Annotated in this window: 16 protein-coding genes and 1 pseudogene; 12 read left to right on the forward strand and 5 right to left on the reverse strand. The window is 74.8% G+C overall.

The window, feature by feature from the left end:
* Together ACOJTC_RS03160 and ACOJTC_RS03165 are read right to left on the reverse strand one after the other, a co-directional pair.
* The coding region (locus ACOJTC_RS03160; RefSeq protein ID WP_420115661.1) for a hypothetical protein at positions 1 to 3134 on the reverse strand (3134 nt) is incomplete at its 3' end.
* Positions 3135 to 3286: 152 nt separating this feature from the next.
* The gene (locus ACOJTC_RS03165) at positions 3287 to 4117 is read right to left on the reverse strand and encodes a DNA-formamidopyrimidine glycosylase family protein (RefSeq protein WP_420115662.1); all 831 of its coding nucleotides are present in this window, start codon (positions 4115 to 4117) and stop codon (positions 3287 to 3289) included.
* A gap of 145 nt (positions 4118 to 4262) precedes the next feature.
* On the opposite strand from ACOJTC_RS03165, the gene ACOJTC_RS03170 reads away from it, so the two are divergent.
* A complete protein-coding gene (locus tag ACOJTC_RS03170) occupies positions 4263 to 5495 on the forward strand; it encodes a hypothetical protein (RefSeq protein WP_420115663.1) in 1233 nt (410 codons plus the stop codon).
* Positions 5496 to 5546: 51 nt separating this feature from the next.
* Here ACOJTC_RS03170 and ACOJTC_RS03175 read toward each other — a convergent pair whose 3' ends face one another.
* Positions 5547 to 5768, reverse strand: a complete 222-nt coding sequence (locus ACOJTC_RS03175; RefSeq protein ID WP_240762684.1) for a CPCC family cysteine-rich protein — start codon at positions 5766 to 5768, stop codon at positions 5547 to 5549.
* 63 nt (positions 5769 to 5831) lie between these two features.
* On the reverse strand, positions 5832 to 6626 hold the full coding sequence (locus tag ACOJTC_RS03180) for an SAM hydrolase/SAM-dependent halogenase family protein (RefSeq protein WP_420115664.1): 795 nt from the start codon (positions 6624 to 6626) through the stop codon (positions 5832 to 5834).
* A 100-nt stretch (positions 6627 to 6726) separates the two neighbouring features.
* Here ACOJTC_RS03180 and ACOJTC_RS03185 point away from each other — a divergent pair, with 100 nt between their 5' ends.
* On the forward strand, positions 6727 to 7272 hold the full coding sequence (locus ACOJTC_RS03185; protein WP_204923919.1) for a hypothetical protein: 546 nt from the start codon (positions 6727 to 6729) through the stop codon (positions 7270 to 7272).
* Between the two features lie 66 nt (positions 7273 to 7338).
* On the opposite strand, the gene ACOJTC_RS03190 is transcribed toward ACOJTC_RS03185, so the two are convergent.
* Complete coding sequence (locus tag ACOJTC_RS03190; protein ID WP_420115665.1) at positions 7339 to 11994, reverse strand: Lhr family helicase; 4656 nt, start codon at positions 11992 to 11994, stop codon at positions 7339 to 7341.
* A 239-nt stretch (positions 11995 to 12233) separates the two neighbouring features.
* Here ACOJTC_RS03190 and ACOJTC_RS03195 point away from each other — a divergent pair, with 239 nt between their 5' ends.
* The 10 genes and pseudogenes from ACOJTC_RS03195 to ACOJTC_RS03240 all read left to right on the forward strand — a co-directional run.
* Positions 12234 to 12611: a hypothetical protein gene (locus tag ACOJTC_RS03195; protein ID WP_204923921.1), complete on the forward strand. Its 378-nt coding sequence runs from the start codon at positions 12234 to 12236 to the stop codon at positions 12609 to 12611.
* A 107-nt stretch (positions 12612 to 12718) separates the two neighbouring features.
* Entirely contained in the window at positions 12719 to 15553 is a 2835-nt protein-coding gene (locus tag ACOJTC_RS03200) for a Na+/H+ antiporter subunit A (protein WP_357928351.1), read from the forward strand.
* A complete protein-coding gene (locus ACOJTC_RS03205) occupies positions 15550 to 16020 on the forward strand; it encodes a Na(+)/H(+) antiporter subunit C (RefSeq protein WP_204923923.1) in 471 nt (156 codons plus the stop codon). Before ACOJTC_RS03200 ends, ACOJTC_RS03205 begins: the two co-directional genes overlap by 4 nt.
* On the forward strand, positions 16017 to 17522 hold the full coding sequence (locus ACOJTC_RS03210) for a Na+/H+ antiporter subunit D (RefSeq protein ID WP_420115666.1): 1506 nt from the start codon (positions 16017 to 16019) through the stop codon (positions 17520 to 17522). The genes ACOJTC_RS03205 and ACOJTC_RS03210 overlap by 4 nt, the downstream gene beginning before the upstream one ends.
* Positions 17519 to 18103: a Na+/H+ antiporter subunit E gene (locus ACOJTC_RS03215; RefSeq protein WP_420115667.1), complete on the forward strand. Its 585-nt coding sequence runs from the start codon at positions 17519 to 17521 to the stop codon at positions 18101 to 18103. Before ACOJTC_RS03210 ends, ACOJTC_RS03215 begins: the two co-directional genes overlap by 4 nt.
* Positions 18100 to 18363 (forward strand): monovalent cation/H+ antiporter complex subunit F, encoded by a 264-nt coding sequence (locus tag ACOJTC_RS03220; RefSeq protein ID WP_204923926.1) that lies wholly within the window; start codon positions 18100 to 18102, stop codon positions 18361 to 18363. Before ACOJTC_RS03215 ends, ACOJTC_RS03220 begins: the two co-directional genes overlap by 4 nt.
* Before the next feature lie 136 nt (positions 18364 to 18499).
* Complete coding sequence (gene mnhG, locus ACOJTC_RS03225) at positions 18500 to 18847, forward strand: monovalent cation/H(+) antiporter subunit G (RefSeq protein WP_420115670.1); 348 nt, start codon at positions 18500 to 18502, stop codon at positions 18845 to 18847.
* A 161-nt stretch (positions 18848 to 19008) separates the two neighbouring features.
* A pseudogene (locus tag ACOJTC_RS03230) lies at positions 19009 to 20361 on the forward strand (hemolysin family protein); the annotation flags it as partial.
* 143 nt (positions 20362 to 20504) lie between these two features.
* Entirely contained in the window at positions 20505 to 21569 is a 1065-nt protein-coding gene (locus ACOJTC_RS03235; protein ID WP_420115668.1) for a hemolysin family protein, read from the forward strand.
* Positions 21570 to 21747: 178 nt separating this feature from the next.
* Positions 21748 to 22718: sporulation protein (locus ACOJTC_RS03240; protein ID WP_420115669.1), on the forward strand; the 971-nt coding region annotated here is incomplete at its 3' end.

Raw genomic sequence — 22718 nt, forward strand, 5'->3', positions numbered from 1 at the left:
TGCACGTCCACTCCGGTGGCGAACGAGTGGTTCGCCCAGCGCAGCGCCACCCGCACCGGCGCGGCCGGTGGCACCACCGCGGCCAGTCGGGCCGGCGCGGCCAGCCGCACCGAGGCCGGCGCGCTGTTCGACCAGGCCGAGCAGCCGGCCGCGTTCTCGGCCCGGACGCGGTAGTGGTAGGTCACGCCGGGGGTGATGCTGGCGTCGGTGTACCGGGTCGCGGTCGCCGCCACGGTGATGGTGGTCAGGCCGACGGTGAAACCGGCGTCGGTGGCCCGCTGGAGCAGGTGACCGGTGGCCGCCGGTCGGCTGCCGTTGCCCGTCCAGGCCAACGCGATCGCCGGCAGCGCGGTCGCCGAGCCGGGCACCGGGGTCGCGGTCAGCCCGGTCGGCGCGCGGGGCGACACCCGCAGCACCAGCGGCCGGCTCATCCCCAGGTCCCGCAGCCCCGCCGCGCCGCTTACCCAGCGGAACTCCCAGCCCAGGTTGACCTGTTGGTTGACCACGATCGCCGGCCGGCCGTCGCAGGGGCTGACCGGGGTGGCGTCGAGGCGTACCCCGGCGGGTCGGGTCGGGTCGAGCAACCGCAGGCTGTCGGCGACCTTGAACGGCAGCGGCGGCACCTCGGGACGCAGCGCCACCACCACGTCCTCGGCCGGGTTGACCCGGACGGTCTGCTTCCAGCCCCGTTCCCCGCCGTCGGGGGCGCGGACCGTGCCGTCCCCGCCGATCCGGTTGACCACCTGCACGTCGCAGCCGTCGAAGCGGACCGGGTGGGTCTGCCGACCGGTCCCGCTGATCCGCCACACCTGGATGCCGTCGGCCGGGTCGGCCGGCCCGACCGTCGGGTCGGCGGCGACGAGGATCTCGGTCGCCGGGTCGGTCGGGCCGAGCGGCAGGGTCACCGGACCCAGCGGGCCGGCACCCGGATGGGGTACACCGAGCCGGCCGGCCCACCGCCCGTACTCCGGCTCGAAGACGGTCCCCACGGTCTTGACCTGGATCGGGAGGGTGACCGGCGCGGTGCCGCCCGGCGGGGTGAAGGTGAGCGAGGTGGCCTGCGCCGAGGCGACCGTCGCCCGCCCGGTGGTGGTGCCGAACGCCGGGTCGTACACCGGGTGCGGCACCACCGGCGGTCGCTGGCTGGCGGCGTACGCGGCGGGCAGTCGCTCGGCCAGCCGGTCCAGGTCGTACCGGCGGCCGGGGACGCCGGCCACCCGGAACTGGAGCACGGTACGGGTGTTCGGGCCGTACCCGGGCAGGGTGCCGGGGCCGCCGCCCTCGGCGCGGTGGTCCCCGGCGGCGGTGTGCCGGTCGTAGCGGGGGTCGAAGCCGGGCAGCGGGGCCGGACAGTCGTTGTAGAGCAGCACCGTCGCGCCGGGCGGCAGGGTGGAGAAGTCGACGATCACGTCGGCCCGTTCGCCGGGGGCGAGCAGCAGCGCGGCCGAGTCGACGTTGAGCACGGTCGGGTCGCGCCGGTCGTAGCGGTAGCCGACCGGCCGGTTGGGCAGCACCACCGGGGCGGGGAGCAGCCCGCACTCGTTGCCGATCTGGATCATGGATGGGCCGGCGGCGGCCGGATCGGGCACCCCGCCGTCGCGCCCGTCGGTGGGCCAGTCGGCCGGCCGGCCGGGGGCGCGGACCGCGTCCACCATCGGCACCTCACCGGCATCGGCGTCGGCGAGGCTCCCGTCGGGCCGCCACATCGGCCCGTCGGAGCGGGCCCGGTAGAGCTGCAGGTTGAGCGACCGGTCGGCGCAGCCGTTGACGATCCGGAACCGGTACGCCGTCGGCCGCACCCGCAGGTACGGGTAGGCGACCCCGTTGACCAGCATGGTGTCCCCGTACGCCTCGGGCACGGCGCTGGGGTGCGGCACCCCGGGGGCCTGTGGCGGCTCCTGCGGGGCGGCCACCGGGTCGTGGTGCGGGTTGTCCACCGGGCCGACCCGGGGTCCGTCCCCACCGTCGGTGCCGGGCAGCCACGGGCCGTAGTCCCAGCGGCCGGTGGGGTTGCGCCCGTGCTCCCGGTACGGGTCCTGCCGGGGTTGGTAGACGTGCGGGTGCCACAGGTTGCCCCGGGTGCCCCAGCGGTCCCGGTCCCAGGTGGGGTCCTCGGCGGCGAGCTGGGCGTCGTCGGGGACGAAGGTCCGGTCCTGGATCACCAGCGGGACCTGGTCGGCGGGGAGCACCCCGTCGGCGGTCAACTCCTCCTCGACCGGGTCGGTGAGCAGGTAGAGGGCGAACTGGCCGGACAGGACGGTCAGCCGGGACAGGCCGAGGGTGTTGTCGTGCAGGCACATCAGCCGGCCGCTCTGCGCGTTCGGGTAGTAGAGCGTGGTGGCACCCGCCCCGGGCGGCGGCATGTCCGGCACGTGGGTCAGGCCCGGCCCGGTCGGGTACGGGGTGATCTCGCCGGCCGGGGTCACCCACTGCCACGGGTTGCCGGCGCTGATCCACCCGGTGTGCGCGCCGGACAGGTGCGGCACGGCCCGGTTCTGCGGGTAGGGCGCCGGCCCCTCCAGCGGCCCCGTCCCGGCCCCCGGGATGCTGGTGTCGACAGGCAGGAAGAGGTCCCCGGCCGGGCCGGTGGGGAGCTGGTTGATGAACTTGATCCGGACCGGCCGACCCCGCCGCGCCATGATCAGCGGCCCGAGGTGGTAGGGCCGCTCGGGTGGGGCGACGGTGTTGTGGCCGTCCGGGTCGGTGCCCAGGTTGAGCTGGCGGTAGCCGCGCAGCCGGGTGGTGGGCAGGTCCCGGTGCAGCCGCTGGGTGTACTCGACCAGCCCGATCTCGTAGTAGTCGCAGCCCGGCCAGCTCACCGTGTCCGGGGTGGCGACCGGCAGGTGTCCGCCCAGTTCGGTGCGGCCCGCCGGGCCGGGCAGCGGCAGCGCGTCGACGAACTTGCGCAGGCCGGTGCCGGTGACCACCCGGCCCTGCGGGTCGCGTACGGGCAGCGGGCTGCCGGCGAAGTTGGGCACCGGGCCGAAGCAGTGCGGCACGGCGGCCGGGTCGAGGGTCGCCGGGGCGGGATCGGGTTCGCCGGTGCGGGCGGCCGGCACGGTCGGCCGGTCGGGCCGGTGGAGGCGGACGACCCGGGTCGTCCAGTGCGGTCGCAGTCTGCGGAACAGGGTCATGGCTCTCCCCGGGCACGGGGACCCGCCGCCCCCACCCCGGCGTGGTGGGCGGTCGCGTCCGATGGTGACGAACGGTGAGCACTCCACCGCAGCATGCGACGTCGGCGGCCGGATAGGAATTACCCATTCGTCCGTGTCTGCGGGTTGTCCCGTCAGACGGGAGGGGTTCTCGGGTCGGCCGGCGGTGGCGTCGGCTGGCAGGTCGGGCACCAGTAGGTGACCCGGTCACCCAGGTCCTCCTTGGCGATGGCGGTGCCGCAGCGGCGGCACGGCTGGGCCCGCCGCCCGTAGACGTAGCTGGTCTGGCCCCGGCGCAGCGAACCGGTGGTGCTCTGGGTCCACCGGCCCCGGTTGGCGGCGAGCAGCCGCTGGGCCAGGGCCACCGTGCCGGGCAGGTCGGGCACCGCGCCGACCGGCGTCCACGGGGAGATGCCGCGCAGGAACAGCAGCTCGCACTTGTAGAGGTTGCCCACCCCGGCCAGGTTGCGCTGGTCGAGCAGCGCCTCGCCGATGGTCACCGCAGGGGCGGCGGCCAGCCGGCGGACCGCCTCGGCCGGGTCCCAGTCCGCGCCGAGCAGGTCGGGGCCGAGATGCCCGAGCAGGCGCTCCTCCTCGGCGGTGGGCAGCAGGGCCAGTTCGTGCAGGTGGTAGCCGACCGCCACCGCCTGCGCGCTGCGCAGCACCGCCCGGATCAGGTGGGCCGGCCGGGCCGTCCAGCGTTCCCCCGGGGCGTACGCCCGCCAGACGCCGTCCATCCGCAGGTGGGAGTGGAGCGTCCAGGCGGTGGTCGACGTCACCGGGGCCGGTGCGGTCAGCCGCAGCAACAGGTGCTTGCCCCGGCTGGCCGACTCCGTCACCGTCCAGCCGGTCAGGTCGGTGGTGGCCAGTGCGGGCACCCGGAAGTCGCTGCCGGTGAGCCGGGCGCCGGCGAGGGCGCGGTGCAGGACGCGGGCGGTGTTCCAGACGGTGTCTCCCTCGGGCACCCCAGCATTCTCCCTCGTCCGAACAGAATTCGCATGTATCGCTATTTGTAGCGTGCTTCCTGTCGATCTACGAAAAAATGCACTATGAGGGGGTCTTGAGGAGAATATTATGGCCTTTGGCCCTTGTCGTCCCCGATCGTCCCTGTTGGTCGGTCTGCTGACCCTGACCCTGGCCGGTGGTCTCGTCCCGACCACCGCCACCGCCGCACCCCGTACCCCCGGCCACGCCGCCGCCCCGGCCGCACCCACCGCCGGGGAGCACTGGACCGTCGACCTCGCCGTGGCCGGCGGCGACGACGTCAACGTCCGCTTCGGCGCCGGCCTGCTGCGCCTCGCCGACCCGCACCCGACCCGGCGCACCCGACCCGCCGCCCTGGGCGCGCCGGTCGCCGAGGGCGTGCTGCTCGCCCCCGCGCGCACCCTCACCGGCCCGGCCAACCGGGTCCGCGTCGACCTCACCGCCCAGGCGGCCACCGGCGCCACCGTCGGCGTCCAGGTGCGCGGCTGGCGGGCCACCGGCTGGACCGAGTGGCGGGAGGCCGGCACCGGGCCGGCCGTCTTCGACCACCCGGTCACCCGGGTCCAGGCCCGGGTGCTGCTCACCACCCGCGACCCGCACGCCGCCGCATCGGTACGCGCGGTGCGGCTCACCGCCGACACCGCCACCACCGCCGCCCCGGCCCCCACCGCCGTACGCAGCTACCGGGTCTTCGCCACCCGGGAGGGCGAGGTCGGCGGGGTCACCGCCAACGGGCACACCATCGGAGCCCGGGACCACTTCGTCGCGCTGCCGTCCCGGCGTGGCCTGTCCCCGATCGGCACCGGCGACTACACCGTGCGGGTCTGCACCACCAGCGGCAGCCGCTGCGAGTACGCACCCGTCTGGGACGTCGGCCCGTGGAACACCCGCGACGACTACTGGAACCCCGCCGCCGTCCGGGAGAACTGGAAGGACCTGCCGCAGGGGCGCCCCGAGGCCCAGGCCGCCTACCAGTACGGCTACAACGGCGGCAAGGACCAGTTCGGGCGTACCGTGCTGAACCCCGCCGGCATCGACCTCGCCGACGGCACCTTCTGGGACGGCCTGCTGCTCACCGACAACGCCTGGGTCGACGTGACGTACCTGTGGACGGGCAGCGGACCGCGCGGCGTCATCGGCTCCGGGCCGCTCAACATCCGCACCGGCCCCGGCACCTCGTACCCGGTGCGGGGGCTCGCCGCCACCCACGCCAACGTGCCCATCCAGTGCTACGTCACCGGGCAGACGGTCGCCGGGACCTACCGGACCACCAACCGGTGGAACCGGCTGGCCGGTGGGCAGTACGTCAGCCACGCGTACGTGTCCACGGTGTACGGCGGCACCGTGTCCCGCTGCTGATCCGGTACGCCGCCCCCGCCCCCGACCGGCCGGGTCGGGGGCGGGCCTGGCTCAGGGCCGCTCGTCCGGGCGGGGCGGGCGGACCATGTCCTGGTAGCGGGGGTGGCTGGCGCCGTACACGGCGAAGTTCAGCCGGGCGTGGGTGAGGCTCAGGTCACCGTTGGGACCGCCCCGCACCACGTCGGCATCGGCGTCGCCCTGGCCGTCGTCGGTCCAGAAACAGACCGGACAGGTGCCCCCACCCGTCCGGGACGCACAACAGGGACAGCCCACCGGAACCCACACTTCACCCACCGCAGCAGCATTCCATACCGGACGCCCGACAGGGAGCGCAGCTCACCCTCCGGGGCGTCCCCGCACCGTCACCGTCGCACCGGGGGCGACCCCGAGCAGGTCCACCGCCCGACCGCCGTTGCGGGCCACCGCCACCAGGCCGGCGGAGTCGACGAGCACCACCAGGTCCCCGGCCGGCGCGTCCCCGAACGTCGCGCCCCGCACCGCCGGGTGGCCGTCGACCCGGACCGTTCCCGGCAACGCCGCCAGCAGGTCGGCCCCGGCGGCGAGCTGCACGTTGCCGAAGTGGTCCACGGTGAGCACCTCGGCGGTGAACCCGTCGGCCTCCCGACGCAGCACCGGCGCGGGCAGGGTCACCAGGCTGGCCGGATCGACAGGCGGGCCCGCGTCGGCCGGCGGGTCGCCGAGCGCCAGCCGGGCCGCCACCGGGGCGAACACGTCCCGGCCGTGGAAGGTGCCCGACACCTCCGCCGCCACCCACCCCGGCGAGGTCAACTCGACCGCCGCGGTGACCCCGCCCAACGCCTGCGCCGCCGCCGGCAGCAGCCCGTTGTCCGGCCCGACCAGCAGCCCGCCCGGTGTCACCAGCGCCACCCCGCGCCGGGCGGTGCCCACCCCCGGGTCCACCACCGCCACATGCACCCCGTACGGCAGGTACGGCACCGCCTGGGCGAGCACCGCCGCACCGCGCCGGACGTCCCCCGCCGGCACCAGGTGGGTCACGTCGATCACCCGGGCGGCCGGGGCGATCCGGCCGATCACCCCGTGGCAGACGGCGACGAACCCGTCGGTGAGCCCGTAGTCGGTGGTCAGCGAGATCCAGGGGGTCGGGGTCATGCCGGCAGGCTAGTGCGGTGACCGCCCTATCACTGACCGGACACCCCGACCGACCGACCGGCCGGTGCCGGGCGCGCACCCGGTTCGGCAGACTGCCGGGGTGACCAAACGCCTCCGCCTCCTGCCCGTGACCACCACCGTCCTGCTCGCGCTGGCCCTCGCCGGCTGCGGCGACGATCCCGGCGACGAACGGGACGGCGGGGCGTGGGCCGACGGCCGGTCGAAGGCCCCGGCCACCAGCGAGGCGGCTCCGGCCGAGGGCCCACCGAAGGCCGAGAAGTCGGGCAGCACCCCCCGGGAGAGCCCCTCCACCCCGCCGTTCGTGCTGCCGACCAAGAAGACCAGCGCCCCCGCCGCCCGCAAGGTGGTCGACGCGTTCAAGGCCGCCGGCCTCAAGGTGCCCGACCCGCGTGACCGTTCCAAGGACTGCGGCCCCAACGGTACGGGCGTCGGCTGCGCCCAACTGATGGTCACCGACGCCGTCTCGGTGTACGTCTTCCCCGACGAGGCGAGCGCCACCAACCAGACCGACGTGTGGGGGACCAAGGCGTACCGGGCCGGTGCGGTGGTGCTCAACTACCTGGGCACCCGGACCAGCGCCGCCGAGCAGAAGCGCTACAACGACGTCCTGGCGAAGCTCGGCTGACCCCGCCCGGCTCCGGCCGCCGCCGGTCGGGGTGACCCGGCCGGCGACGCGGGGTGGCCCGCCCGGTCAGCCGCGCAGCCGCAGGCCCCGGGGGGTGGCCCGGAAACCGGCGGCGGTGAGCGCGTCGTGCAGCGGCGAGGAGTGCACCGCCCCGCCGTCGGCGCGCTCCACCGACATCGCCCCCAACGCGCCGGAGTGCACCGCGTCGGCGAGCGCCTTGCCGGCGGCGGCCAGCGCGTCGGCGTCGTCGGTGAAGGAGAGGATCGTCCGGCCGCCCCGCTCGACGTAGAGGGCCAGCCCGCCGTCGACCAGCACCACCACCGCCCCGGCCTTGCGCCCGGCCCGGTGCCCGCTGCCCGGGGCGGCGCCGTCACCGGAGTCGACGGCCCGCTCCGGCCAGGGCAGCGCCGCACCGTACGGGTTGGCCGGGTCGGTGGCGGCGAGCACCGTGGTCGGCCCGTCACCGCGCCCCCGGTCGGCCGGCTCGGCCAGCGCCCGCAACCGGTCCACCGCCCCGGGCACCGCGAACTGCGCCGCGCCCAGCCCCTCCACGAAGTAGCCGCGCCGGGCCGCGCCCCGTTCCTCCAGCGCGGCGAGCACCGGGTAGACGGCGGCGAACCCGCCCACCACCTGCTCGGCCACCACCGCGCCCCGGGTCACCACCCCGTGCCGGTCGAGCAGCAGGTCGGCCAGGGCGGCGGCCCGCCGGGTCGGGTCGGTGTCCCGCTCCGGCAGCCGCGACCAGCGTCCGGCCACCGTGGGCGGACCGCCCCGGCTGGGTAGCGCCACCCGACCCGGGCGGCGGTACCGGGTCCGGGGGGCCGCCGGACGGGACCGGTGCGCCCCGCCCGCGCCGAGCGCCGCCCGCAGCGGGGCCAGGGTGTCGTTGGTGAGCCGCCCCGCCCAGACCAGATCCCAGATCGCCGCGCTGAGGGCGGCGTCGTCGGTGGAGCCGACCCGGTCGGCGAGCGAACGGAAGAACAGCGCCTGACCGTCGGCGAGCGCGTCCAGCACGGCGTCGTGCAGCGGGGTGCCGGCGAAGCCGTCGTCCGGCGGGGGGAGCAGCAGCGGTGCGACGTCCGCGTACGCCAGGGTGATCCACCCGTCGCCGCCGGAGATCGCCCCCGAGCCGGCCCAGACCACCTCCCCACCGGCACACAGCTCGTCGAGCTGGGCGGGGGAGTAGTCGGCGACCCGGGCGGGCAGCACCAGCCGTTCCCACGCCGACGCCGGTACCGCCGTGCCCTGCAACTGCTCGACGGCGGCGGCCACCGCCTCCACCCCGCGCGCCGACGAGCCGATCTGCTGCCAGCGGGGCAGGAATCCGGCCAGCACCCGGGGCGGCACCGGCTCGATCTCCCGGCGCAGCGCGGCGAGCGACCGGCGGCGCAGCAGCCGCAGCACCTCGGCGTCGCACCACTGGGTGCCGACGCTGTCCGGGGCGAACTCGCCGGAGACCACCCGCCCGGTCGCGGCGAGGCGACGCAACGCCTGCTCCACCACGAACACCCCGAGCCCGAACCGGGCGGCGCAGGTGGCGGCGGCGAACGGCCCGTGGGTGCGGGCGTACCGGGCGACCAGGTCGCCGAGCGGGTCGGCCACCGGCGTCAGGTACGCCTCGGCCACCCCCACCGGCAGCGCCACCCCGAGCGCGTCGCGCAGCCGGGCCGCGTCCTCGATGCCCACCCAGCGGTCCGCACCGGCGATGCGTACCCGCAGCACCCGGCGGGCCGCCGCCAACTCGGTCAGCCAGCCCTCCGGTACGCCCCGCTCGGCCAGTTCCGCTCCGGTCAGGTCACCGACGACCCGCAGCAGCTCGACCACGTCCTCGGCGTCGCGGGGGCGACGCTGCTCGGTGCGCCAGCGCACCTGCCGTTCGGTCTCGGCGAGCACCGCCGGGTCGAGCAGCTCGCGCAGGTCGACCCGGCCGAGCAGCTCGCCGAGCAGCGCCGAGTCCAGCGCCAGCGCGGCGGCCCGGCGTTCGGCCAGCGGGGCGTCCCCCTCGTAGAGGAACGCGCCGACGTAGCCGAAGAGCAGCGACCTGGCGAACGGCGAGGGGCGTTCGCTCTCGACCTCGACCAGGCGGACCTTCCGGCTGGCCAGGTCGCGCATCAGCTCGGCCAGGGCGGGCTGGTCGAAGACGTCCTGCAGGCACTCCCGGGCGGCCTCCAGGGTGACCGGGAAGTCGGCGTACTCGCGGGCCACGTCGAGGAGCTGGGCGGCGCGTTGGCGTTGCTGCCACAGCGGCTGCCGGCGGCGCGGGTCACGCCGGGGCAGCAGCAGCGACCGGGCGGCGCACTCGCGGAACCGGGCGGCGAACAGCGCGGAGGTGCCCACCGAATCCTCGACGAGCTGGGCGATCTCGTCGGGGGCGAACACCACCACGTCGGCGCCGGGCGGCTCGTCGGCGGTGTCCGGCAGCCGCACCACGATCCCGTCGTCGGAGGGCATGACCTGGGCGTCCACCCCGTAACGTTCGGCCAGCCGGCGGCCGATCGCCAACGCCCAGGGGCCGTTGACCCGGGCCCCGAGCACGCTGTGCACGGCGAGCCGCCAGTCGCCCAGCTCGTCGCGGAACCGCTCCACCAGCACCGTACGGTCGTCGGGCAGGCAGCGGGTGGCGGCCTGCTGTTCCCGCAGGTAGGCCAGCAGGTTGTCGGCCGCCCAGTCGTCCAGGCCGCCGGCGCGCAGCGCGTCGCGGGCGGTGGTGTCGTCCTGGCGCAGCAACGCCCGGACCCGGCTGCCGATGGCCCGGCCCAGCTCGACCGGCCGGCCCAACTGGTCGCCCTTCCAGAAGGGCATCCGGGCGGCCTGGCCGGGCGCGGGGGAGACCAGCACCCGGTCGGGGGTGATCTCCTCGATCCGCCACGACGACGAGCCGAGCAGGAAGACGTCGCCGACCCGGGACTCGTAGACCATCTCCTCGTCCAGCTCGCCGACCCGGGCGGCGCGTTCCGCCCCGGCCAGGAAGACCCCGAACAGGCCCCGGTCGGGAATGGTGCCGCCGCTGGTGACGGCGAGGCGCTGGGCTCCCGGCCGGCCGGTGAGCACGTCGGTGGCCCGGTCCCAGAGCAGCCGGGGCCGCAGCTCGGCGAAGGCGGTCGACGGGTAGCGGCCGGAGAGCATGTCGAGCACCGCGTGCAACGCCGAGTCGGGCAGTTCGGCGAAGGGCGCGGCCCGGCGGACCAGCACCGCCAGATCGCCGAGCGACCAGGGTTCGAGGGCGACCATGGCGACGATCTGCTGGGCGAGCACGTCGAGCGGGTTGCGCGGGTAGTGCAGCTCCTCGATCGCGCCGGCCGCCATCCGCTCGGCGACCACCGTGCAGGAGAGCAGGTCGCCCCGGTGCTTGGGGAAGACCACGCCCCGGGACACCGCGCCCACCTGGTGCCCGGCGCGGCCGACCCGTTGCAGGCCGGCCGCGACGCTCGGTGGGGCCTCGATCTGCACCACCAGGTCGACCGCGCCCATGTCGATGCCCAGCTCCAGGCTGGAGGTGGCGACCACGGCGGGCAGCCGGCCGGATTTGAGCGCCTCCTCGATCTGCTTGCGTTCCTCCCGGGAGACGCTGCCGTGGTGGGCGCGGGCGATCACCGCCTCCGCGCCGGCGGCCGTGCCCGACTGGGCCATCGCCTCGGCCGGTGGGCGGGGTGTCCGCAGCGGCCCCACCGGGCCGCCCCACCGCTGCGCCCCACCGGGCCCGTCTGCTTCGCCCGGCCCGTCGCCCGCCCCGCCCGGCTCGTCGCCCGCCCCGGCGGGCGGGTTGGCTGCGGCGGCTTCCCGTTCCTCGGTGGCCAGCTCGTTGAGCCGGGCGCAGAGCCGCTCGGCGCTGCGCCGCGAGTTGGTGAACACGATGGTCGAGCGGTGCGCCCGGATCAGCGCGAAGACCCGTTCCTCGACGGCCGGCCAGATGGACGCCCGGCGGGGGCCGGGGCCGCCGAGGGCGTCGTCCGGCGGCTGCTCGGTCTCGTCGAGCCGGGTCATGTCCTCCACCGGGACCTGGACGCTGACCTCGATCGTCTTGGGGGTGGCCGGCTGGACCACGTCGACCGGGTGGGCGCCGCCGAGGAAACGGGCGCACGCGTCGATCGGCCGGACGGTGGCGGACAGGCCGATCCGCTGGGCGGGCCGGGCCAGCAGCCCGTCGAGGCGTTCCAGGGAGAGCGCCAGGTGGGCGCCGCGCTTGGTGCCGGCGACGGCGTGCACCTCGTCGAGGATGACCGTCTCGACACCGCGCAGCGATTCCCGGGCGGCGGAGGTGAGCAGCAGGAACAACGATTCGGGAGTGGTGATGAGGATGTCCGGCGGGGTGCGGGCGAAGGCCCGCCGCTCGTCGGCGGGGGTGTCGCCGGTACGCATCCCGACGGTGATGTCCGGCGGTGTCACGCCGAGCCGCGTGGCGGCCTGCCGGATGCCGGCGAGTGGGGCGCTGAGGTTGCGTTCGACGTCGACCGCGAGCGCCTTGAGCGGGCTGACGTAGAGCACCCGGCAGCGGTGCCGGGCGTCGTCCGGGGGTGGCGCGTCGGCCAGCCGGTCGAGCGACCAGAGGAACGCCGCGAGGGTCTTGCCCGAGCCGGTGGGCGCGACGACCAGGGCGTTGCGGCCGGCGGCGATCGAGCGCCAGGCGCCGGTCTGGGCGGCGGTGGGAGCGGCGAAGGCGGCGGTGAACCACTCCCGGGTGGCCGGACCGAACCCGGCGGGAACCGCTGTCCCGCCCGTCACGCTGTCCCGCCTGTCACGCCGCCCTGCCTGTCACGCCGCCCTGCCCTGTCGCCCCGTCACACCCCCATCCTGCCCCGGCGGGGTGACATTCCACCGGAACCGCTGTCGTTATGCCCAACTAAGAGAAAATTGCACGCCGATTGTACGTTTTGCGCTTTAAGTCTTACTTAACTGCTTGCTTGTGACCCACAACATAAAGTAACTTCTCCCCGAACGCTGCACCAGGTGAAAGGAATCGGATGTTCGTCGAGGAGCGTGGCCCGACGCCCGGCACCGACGTGCTCATCCGCAAGGTCGAAGGTCACCTCACCGCCCTGCGGACCAGTCTGCGCGGCCCCGAGCTGGCGCTCGCCGAGCGTCTCGCCGACAGCCTGCGGGAGTTGGTCGTCTCCACCGCCCAGTCCAGTGCCGCCGACCGCGGGCAGGTGCGGGTCGCCGTGCACTACTTCGTGCTCCGCCGGGAGAGTCGCGGCGCGATGCTGCCGGTGCGTTCGCTCGCCGTGGCCCAGCGGGTGGTCGACAAGGTCGCCCTCCAGCTCGGCCGCCCCGACCTGCTCGTCGAGCCCCGGCGTGCCCTGACGCCCGCGCTTCCCGGTGGTGACGCAGCCGCCGGTTGACCGGACGATTTCCCCGAAAACGCCCCATAGTGGGCGAAACTGGCGTGTGATCGGTGCTGGCCGGACAACTCGCCCGGCGCGCGCCGCCAGTTCGACGGGGAGGACGCGTGCTCGTACTGCTGCTCCTCCACCTGGTGGCGGCGCTCGTCGCGCCGCTGCTGGTCCGCTGGTGGGGCCCGCGCGCCTGCTACCCGCTGGCACTGGTGCCCGCCGCCGCCCTCGGCTGGGCCCTGACCCGCACCCCGGCGGTCCGCGACGGCGGCGCGGTCGTCGAGACGTACCACTGGATCGGCCAGCTCGACCTCGACGTGGCGCTGCGGATGACGACGCTGTCCTGGCTGATGACCCTGCTGGTCGGCGGGGTCGGTGCGCTCGTCCTGGTCTACTGCGGCCGGTACTTCGCACCCGGCGCGGTGGGCCTGCCCCGGTTCGTCGCGGTGCTGGTCGCCTTCGCCGGGGCCATGCTCGGCCTGGTCCTCTCCGACGACCTGCTGCTGCTCTACGTCTTCTGGGAACTCACCACCGTCTTCTCCTACCTGCTCATCGGGCACAGCACGGAGCGCCGCTCCAGCCGCTGGGCGGCGGCCCAGGCGCTCACCGTCACCACCCTCGGTGGCCTGGCCATGCTGCTCGGGTTCCTGATCCTCGGCGGGCACGCCGGCAGCTACCGCTGGTCGGAGATCGCCGCCGCGCCACTGCCCGGCGGCGGGACGCTGGTCGCCGCGGTGCTGCTGATCCTGACCGGCGCGCTGGCCAAATCGGCGATCGTGCCGTTCAACGGCTGGCTGCCGGTGGCGATGGCCGCACCCACCCCGGTCAGCGCCTACCTACACGCGGCGGCGATGGTCAAGGCCGGCGTCTACCTGATCGGCCTGCTCGCCCCGGTGCTCGCGGACACCGGCCCGTGGCGGCCGGTGCTGCTCACCCTCGGCCTGGTCACCATGCTCGCCGGCGGCTGGGCGGCGCTGCGCCAGTGCGACCTGAAGCTGCTGCTGGCCTACGGCACGGTCAGCCAACTCGGCCTGCTGACCGTGACGATCGGCACCGGCAGCGCCGACGCCGCGCTCGCCGGGGTCGCGATGCTGCTCGCCCATGCCCTGTTCAAGGCCGCCCTGTTCCTCGTCGTCGGCATCATCGACCACGACGTCGGCACCCGCGACCTGCGGGAACTCTCCGGCCTCGGCCGCCGGGCCCCGGCGCTGGCGGTGGTCGCCACGCTCGCCGCCGCCTCGATGGCGGGCGTGCCGCCGCTGCTCGGCTTCGTCGCCAAGGAGGCGGTCTTCACCGCCCTGGCCACCCGTCCGGTGGTGCTCGTCGGTCTGGTCCTGGGCACCGTGCTCACCGTCGCCTACAGCATCCGCTTCCTCTGGGGCGCCTTCGCCACCCGCCCCGGCACCCCCGAGGCCGCCCCGGAGCCGGTCCCGCTGCCGATGCTCGCCCCACCCGCCCTGCTCGCGATCGCCGGGCTCGTCGCCGGCCCGGCCGCCGCCGCGCTGAACGGCCTGCTCGACCCGTACGCGGAACTCTTCGGCCCGCCGCACGACACGCTCGCCCTCTGGCACGGCCTGACCCCCGCCCTCGGCCTGTCCGTGCTGGCCCTGGCCGGCGGGGCCGTGCTGCACGCGGTACGCGGCCCGCTCGCCCCGGCGCTGGCCCGGTGGAAGCTGCCGTTCACCGGCAACCAGGGGTACGAGTGGGCCACCCACCGGTTCGACCGGCTCGCCATCGAGGTCACCGGGGCCACCCAGCGCGGCTCGCTGCCGCTGTACCTGGGCACCGTCCTGCTGGCCCTGGTGCTGGTGCCGGGCGCGGCCCTGCTCAGCACCAGCCCGTGGCGAACCCGGATCGCGGTCTGGGACAGCCCGCTGCAACTGGTGGTGGGGCTGGTCATCGGGGTCGCGGCGCTCTTCGCGGTCAACGCCCGACGGCGGCTGACCGCGATGCTGCTGGTCGGGGTGACCGGCTACGGCACCGCCATGCTGTTCGTGCTCCACGGGGCACCCGACCTGGCGCTGACCCAGTTCCTGGTGGAGACCGCCACCATCGCCGTGTTCGTGCTGGTGCTGCGCCGGTTGCCGGAACGGTTCTCGGCCCGCCCGCTGCGCCGCAGCCGGTGGGCCCGCCGGGTGCTCGGCGTCGCCGTGGGCGTGGTGCTGGCCGGACTGGCGCTGGTCGCGTCCGGCGCCCGGACCGCCGTGTCCGTCTCCACCGCCTTCCCGGCGCTCGCCGTCGCCGAGGGACACGGCCGCAACGTGGTCAACGTGACCCTGGTGGACATCCGGGCCTGGGACACCATGGGCGAGATCGCGGTGCTGGTGGTGGCCGCGACCGGGGTGGCCAGCCTGATCTTCGAGCGGTCCCGCACCGGGCCGCGACCGCGTCGGGTGGAACCCGCCACCGCCGGCCACGGCGACCGGGCGGTGTGGCTGCGCGGCGGGACCACCCTGCACGAGCGCCGGCGGTCCATCGTCTTCGAGGTGGTGACCCGGCTGCTGTTCCACACGATCGTGCTCTTCTCGCTGTTCCTGCTCTTCTCCGGCCACAACGCGCCGGGCGGCGGCTTCTCCGGTGGCCTGGTGGCGAGCCTGGCGCTGGCCGTGCGCTACCTCGCCGGTGGCCGGTACGAACTGGCCGAGGCGGCCCCGGTGGGGGCGGGCACGGTGCTCGGCGCGGGCCTGGCGATCGCCGTCGGCGGGGGCGTGGTCTCCCTGCTGACCACCGGCACCGTGCTCGCGAGCACCCGGGTCGACCTGCCGCTGCCCGGCCTCGGCGGGCCGTACCTGGTCACCTCGCTCTTCTTCGACATCGGCGTCTACCTGATCGTGGTGGGGCTGATGCTGGACATCCTGCGCAGTCTCGGCGCCGAGATCGACAGGCACATCGAGGCGGCCGGCAAGTCCGACCGGGGGCTCGTCGTCGACCACGAGGGGGACCGGCGGTGAGGGACGGCGGGGCGGGCCCGACGCTGGTGCTGGTGATCGCCGTGGGCGTGCTCACCGCCACCGGGGTGACCCTGCTGCTGGAGCGCAGCCTCACCCGCATCCTGCTCGGCGTCATCCTGCTCGGCAACGGGGTGAACCTGCTCATCCTGGTCGGTGGCCGCTCCGGCGGTGCGCCGGTGGTGGGCGCCGGCCCGGACGACGCGATGAGCGACGCGCTGCCGCAGGCGATGGTGCTCACCGCCATCGTGATCACCTTCGGGCTGACCGCCTTCCTCGCCGCCGTGGCGTACCGGAGCTGGTATCTCGGCGGCGACGACGAGGTCCAGGACGACGTGGAGGACCAGCAGATCGTCGCGCTCGCCGCCCGCAACGAGGTGCCCAACGCCGACCTCGGCGGCGAGGGGCCCGGCGACGACCCCGAACAGGTGGACCCGGAACCGCCGCGCCGACCGGGCGGCATCCGGTGAACCGCCTCGTGCCGCTGCCGGTGGTGGTGCCGCTGCTCGGGGCCGCCCTCACCCTGATCCTGGTCAGCCGGCCCCGGTTGCAGCGCACCGTCAGCGTGGTCGCCCTCGCCACCAACCTGGTGGTCGCGGTGCTGCTGCTGGTGCGGGCCCACCGGGACGGGCCGGTGGTGACCGAGGTGGGCGGCTGGCCCGCGCCGGTCGGCATCGTGCTGGTCGCCGACCAGCTCGCCGCGTTGATGCTGGTGGTCTCGTCGGCGGTCACGCTCTGCGTGCTGTTGTACTCCATCGGCCAGGGCCGCGCCGAGACCAGCGAGTCCGCGCCGGTGAGCATCTACCACCCCACCTACCTGGTGCTGACCGCCGGGATCACCAACGCGTTCCTCGCCGGTGACCTGTTCAACCTCTTCGTCGGGTTCGAGATCCTGCTCGCGGCGAGCTTCGTGCTGATCACCCTGGGCGGCACCGAGGCCCGCATCCGCACCGGTTCGACGTACGTGGTGGTCAGCATCCTGTCCTCGATGGTCTTCCTGACCGCCGTGGGACTGGTGTACGCGGCCACCGGCACCCTCAACATGGCGCAGCTCGCCGGCCGGCTCGACGCCCTGCCCGATGGCGTACGGCTGGCGTTGCAGTTGATGCTGCTGCTCGCCTTCGGCATCAAGGCGGCGCTCTTCCCGCTGTCCGCCTGGCTGCCGGACAGCTACCCGACCGCCCCGGCGCCGGTCACCGCCGTCTTCGCCGGCCTGCTCACCAAGGTCGGCGTCTACGCGATCATCCGGACCGAGACGCTGCTCTTCCCCGGCGGCGCGGCGTCCACCCTGCTGATGGTGGCGGCCGGACTGACCATGGTGGTCGGCGTGCTCGGCGCGGTCGCCCAGTCGGACATGAAGCGGCTCTTCTCGTTCACCCTGGTCAGCCACATCGGCTACATGATCTTCGGGGTGGCGCTGGGCACCACCGCCGCCCTCTCCGGCGCGATCTTCTACGTGGTGCACCACATCACCATCCAGACCACCCTGTTCCTGGTTGCCGGCCTGGTCGAGGAGCGGGCCGGCAGCACCGACCTGCGCCGGCTCGGCGGGCTGGCCCGGATCGCCCCGCTGCTGGCGGTGCTCTACTTCGTCCCCGCGATGAACCTGGCCGGCATCCCCCCGTTCTCCGGCTTCCTCGGCAAGGTCGGCCTGCTCGAGGCCGGGGTGGCGCACGGCGGCGTGCTGCCCTGGGTGCTGGTCGTCGCCGGCACGCTGACCAGCCTTCTCACCCTCTACGCCGCCTCCCGGGTGTGGAACATCGCGTTCTGGCGGGCCCCGCAGCTCGCCACCGCCGACCCGGTTCCCCGGCTGCCCGCGCTGATGATCGGGGCGACCGCCGCCCTGGTGGTGCTGGGGCTGGCGCTCACCGTCGCCGCCGGCCCGCTGTTCCAGGTCACCGCCGACGCCGCCGACGACCTGCGGCTGCGTACCCCGTACGTGCGGGCCGTCCTGCCCGGCGGCCCGTCGTGACCGGCCGGACGCGCCGCCGGGCCGGCACGTCGCCGCCGCGCATCGGACGCCGCCGGGACCAGCTCATCGCCCTCGGCTGGCTGGTCGTGGTCTGGAACCTGCTCTGGGGGAGCTTCTCCCCGGCCAACCTGCTCGCCGGCCTGCTGGTCGGCGGGGCGGTGCTGGTGTTCTTCCCGCTCCCGCCGGTCTCCTTCGGCGGTCGGCTGCGGCCCCGGGCGCTGCTCCGGCTCGCCGGGGTGTTCGTCGTCGAGCTGGTCAGCGCCAGCATCCACGTCGCCGCCATCGCCGTACGCCCCGGCTTCCGCCCGCGCGGCGCGATCATCGGGGTGCGGCTGCGGGTCCGCACCGACCTGAACCTGGCGCTCACCGCCGAGCTGCTCTCCCTCGTGCCGGGCACCCTGATCGTCGAGGTCGACCGGGATGCCGGCGTCCTCTACGTGCACGTGCTCGACGTGCGGTCCCCGGCCGACCTGACCGGCAGCCGGGACCGCATCCTCGCCGTCGAGGAACGGATCGTGCGGGCCATCGGCTCCGCCGCCGAGCTGCGGCAGCTCACCACCGAACCCACGGAGGCCCCGTGACCGTCGTCCTCGCCGTCGTTCTGACCGTGCTGCTGTCGACCACCGCGCTGCTGGCGCTGGCCCGGATCTACCGGGGCCCGTCGCTGCTGGACCGGGTCATCGCCGCCGACCTGCTGCTCGCCACCATGCTCGGCGCGGTCGGGGCGGAGGCGGCGGTGAACCGGCACGCCACCACGCTGCCGGTGCTGGTGGTGCTCTCCCTGCTCGGCTTCGTCGGCTCGGTCGCCCTGGTCCGCTTCGCCGCCCGGGAGGAGCCGTGACCCGGCCCGCCCCGGGGTCGGGCCGTCACCCCGGGCCCGGCCACGACCGGGTGCCGGGCCGCGCGCCGGGTCGAGGCCGGCTGCCGGGTTCCGGCCGGAGCGCGCCGGTTCCGGCCGGGGGAGGGCGGCCGTGAGCGTGGGTACGGTGATCGACTGGCTGGGCGCCGTCGCCCTGGTCTCCGGGGCGCTGCTCAGCCTCGCCGCCGGGATCGGCGTGCTGCGCTTCCCGGACGTGCTGGACCGGATGCACGCCGCCACGAAACCGCAGGTGCTCGGGGTGCTGCTGTTGCTGCTGGGGCTGGTGCTGCGGCTGCGTACCGCCGCGGACCTGGGCATGATCCTGCTGGTCGGGGTCTTCCAGCTGGCCACCGCCCCGGTGGCCGCCCAGATGATCGGCCGGGCCGCCTACCGGTCCGGCCGGGTCGACCGCAGCCTGCTCGACGTGGACGAACTGGCCGGGGACCCGCCCCGGACCGGTGAATAGCGGGACGAGCAGGAACTTTGTCCCCACCCTCAGCGGGCATCCAGCAACCGCCGATAGAATTGCGGCATGATCGACTCCTCTGCCCAGGAGGGCAGCAGTAGCCAGCCGGGTCGTGCCCGGCAATCCCCCGCCCCGACGTCCACGGGAGCCCTGAGCGACCCGTGTTGATCGTCGTCGGTCTCGTACTCATCATCGTTCTCACCGCCGCCACCGGCTACTTCGTGGCCCAGGAGTTCGGCTACGTCGCCGTGGACCGGGGCAAGCTCAAGCAGCTCGCCGACGACGGCGACGCCAAGGCCGCCCGCGCCCTGGAGGTCACCGGGCGGCTGTCGTTCATGCTCTCCGGTGCGCAGCTCGGCATCACCGTGACCGCCCTGCTGGTCGGTTACGCCGCCGAACCCTACCTCGGTGCCGGGCTGGCCGAACTGCTCGGCGGCGCCGGCGTCGCAACCGGTGTCAGCCTGCCGTTGTCGGTGGCGTTGGCGCTGGTCATCGCCACCGTCGTGCAGATGGTCCTCGGTGAGCTGGCCCCCAAGAACCTGGCCATCGCCCGCCCCGAGGCGTTGGCGCGGGCGCTGAGCCGGTCCACCCTGATCTACCTGAAGATCGCCGGGCCGCTGATCACGCTCTTCGACCGGGCCGCCGTCCGGCTGCTGCGCCGGGTCGGCATCGAGCCCATCGAGGAACTGCCCAGCGGGGCCACCCCGGCCGACCTGGAGCAGATCATCGCCGAGTCCCGGGAGGAGGGGCACCTCGACGCCGAGATGTCCGACCTGCTCGACCGGGGTCTCGACTTCCGGGAGCTGACCGCCGGGGAGGCCATGGTGCCCCGGGTCGACGTGCACACCATCCGGTCGCACGAACCGGTCAGCCGGGTGGTCGAGCTGCTCGACACCGGTCACTCCCGGTTCCCGGTACGCGGCGTCGACGGCGTCGACGACCTCGTCGGCGTGGTCGGCATCGCCGACGTGCTCGGGGTGCCGCCGGCCGAGCGCGCCACCACCCCGGTCAGCGCGGTGGCCGTACCGCCGCTGCTGGTGCCGGAGACGTTGCCGCTGCCCACGGTGCTGGACCGGCTGCGGTCCGGGCACCGGCAGCTCGCCTGCGTGGTCGACGAGTACGGCGGCTTCGCCGGCGTGATCACGCTGGAGGACATCGCCGAGGAACTCGTCGGACCGATCCGCGACGAGGACGACCCGCCCGAGCCGGCCCCGATCCGGCAGGACGACGGCTCCTGGGTGGTGCCGGCCCGCTGGCGGATCGACGAGGTCGCCGACAGCACCGGCATCGCCCTGCCCGAGGCCCCCGAGTACGACACCCTCTCCGGGCTGGTCATGCGGGAGCTGGGCCGGGTGCCCGAGGTGGGCGACCGGCTGGAGATCAGCCTGCCGGTCGACCACGACGAGCCGGCGGAACGGCCGACGGCCCTGGTCGAGGTGCTCGCCGTGGACCGGCACGTGGCCGACTCCGTCCGGCTCACCCTGGCCGGTGACCAGGGTGCCGACGGGGAGCCCCGGGCCACCACCGGCGCGGGCGACCAACGCCGCGCCACGAACGTCCGCGCCACCGGCACCGGGGGCGAGCGACGCGGCGGCGCGAACGCCCGTGCCACCGGCGGTGCCGACGCGCGCGTCACCCCGGGTCGGGAGGAGCGGTCATGAGCCCCACCGTCGCACTGCTGGTGTCGGTGCTGCTGCTCGCCCTCAACGGCTTCTTCGTGGCCGCCGAGTTCGCCCTGGTCGCGGCCAAGCGCTACCGGTTGGAACAGACCGCCGCCTCGGGCAGCCGGGCCGCCCGCGCCGCCCTGGACGGGGTACGGGAACTCTCCCTGATGCTGGCCGGCGCGCAGCTCGGCATCACCCTGTGCACCCAGGGGCTGGGTGCGCTGGCCGAGCCGGCGATCGAACACCTGATCAGCCCGCTGCTGCACGCCGTCGGCCTGCCGGAGGCGGCCAGCCACGTCATCGCGGTGGTCTTCGCGCTGGGGCTGGTGACGGTCCTGCACCTGGTGGTCGGCGAGATGGCCCCGAAGTCGTGGGCGATCACCGACGCCGAGCGCTCGGCGACGCTGCTGGCGCTGCCGTTCCGGGCCTTCGCCCGGGTCGCCCGCCCGGTGCTGTCCGTGCTCAACGCCCTGGCCAACGCGATGCTGCGGCTGGTCGGGGTGCAGCAGCAGGACCAGCTCGCCCAGGTCCACGGCCCGGACGAGCTGCGCATCCTGCTCGAACAGTCCCGCGAGCACGGGCTGCTCGGTGCCGAACAGCACCAGATGCTGACCAGCATGTTGGAGTTGCAGGGCACCACCGTCGCCCAGGTGATGGAACCCTTCGACCAGATCGTCACGGTCCACCGCGACGACACCGCCGAGCGGATCGAGCAGGTCAGCCGGGACAGCGGCCGGTCCCGGCTCGCCGTGCTCGACGACGGCGGTGAGGTGTGCGGGCTGGTGCACGTACGGGAGGCGGTCCGGGCCGTCACCACCAGCCGGGCGGCCACCGCCGCCGAGCTGATGACCCGGTCGTTCACCCTTCCGGCCACCTCCTCGGTCACCGAGGCGGTCGCCGCGATGCGCGCCGACCAGGCCCAGTTGGCGCTGGTCCGCAACGGTGGCGGACCGACCCGGCCGATCGGTTTCGTGGCACTGGAGGACCTCCTCGAAGAGGTCATCGGCGAGTTCGACGACGAGACCGACCCGATCCCGCGGGGCCGCCGGATGCGGTGACGGTCGTCCCGCCCGTCGTTCTACAGGATCGACCCAACGGGGGCGATGTGGTGGTGTCGGAGAGGAGTTGACACCGCTACATCGCCCCATCGCGTCGAACAATGGGGCCGCCCCGCCCCCGCCCGGTCGGTGTCCGGGTGGAGGAGTGCCGGGTCGGTGAGCGGGAAACCGCACGGTCATGCGGTTGACCGGGGTGTCCCGGGAATCCGGTGTGACCGGGTTGTCGGTGAGTACCACCCTCACCAATCCGAGCACCCGCCCCGGGCTGCGGCTACCGGGGCGGGTGACCCTCAGCGCCGGGTCGCAGGACGTGCCGATCCGGCACGTACGGCTGGGTCTGGTGGCGACCGCCGAACCGGAGGACCCCCGTTCGCCCCGCCGCCTCGTCCAGTACCACCAGGTGGCGGTGGGGGGACGGTTCGTCGTACCGGCCGGGCGGCGGCGGGCCATCGACTTCGCCGTGCCGCTGCCGTGGGAGACCCCGGTGACGATCTTCGGCGGGGTGCCGTTGATGAGCCTGCGCACCGGGCTGCGTACCGAGGTGTCGGTGGACCCGGAACTGGAGCAGGGCGCGATGGTGCCGGTCTTCGTCCATCCGCTGCCCACCCAGCAGCATGTGCTCGCCGCGCTGGACACGTTGGGTTTCGTCCTGCGGCAGGCGGGTCTGGTGTCGAGCCGGCTGCCGGGGGTCGCGCAGACCCTGCCGGTGCACCAGCGGCTCGGTTACTGGGTCGCCCCGCTCTACGCCGGCCCGATCACCGAGCTGGAGCTGATCTTCGTGACCAATTCCGCCGGCCTGGAGGTGCTGCTCTGGATGGACCGGCGGCTGTCGTTGACCGGGATCAGTCACCAGAGCATCAGCCGGTTCCGGGTCTGGCACACCGGTGCCGACCAGCAGGACTGGGTCACGGTGGTGGACGGTTGGTTGCGTGCGGCGATCGACCGGCACGCGGCGGCGGCCTCGGACGCGCACTGGTCGGCCCGGATCACCGAGTCGGCCCACGTCAGCCGACAGCCTGACGAACCGGTGCGGCCGGGCTTCGGGTTGGGTGGCACCGCCGGGAGTGGGGGGATCGGCAGCGGGGGCGGGGGTGGTGACGGGCCCTGGCCCCCCCGCCGCGGCGGGGGGGGGAGGTGGGGGGTGTGGGG

Origin of the sequence: Micromonospora sp., from assembly GCF_048594385.1 — a bacterium.
GTDB lineage: Bacteria > Actinomycetota > Actinomycetes > Mycobacteriales > Micromonosporaceae > Micromonospora > Micromonospora wenchangensis.

Coding starts and splice junctions, on each gene's coding strand:
- ACOJTC_RS03180 (WP_420115664.1), bottom strand. CDS start 6,626: ATGACCCCGACCCCCTGGATCTCGCTGACCACCGACTACGGGCTCACC.
- ACOJTC_RS03195 (WP_204923921.1), top strand. CDS start 12,234: ATGTTCGTCGAGGAGCGTGGCCCGACGCCCGGCACCGACGTGCTCATC.
- ACOJTC_RS03235 (WP_420115668.1), top strand. CDS start 20,505: ATGAGCCCCACCGTCGCACTGCTGGTGTCGGTGCTGCTGCTCGCCCTC.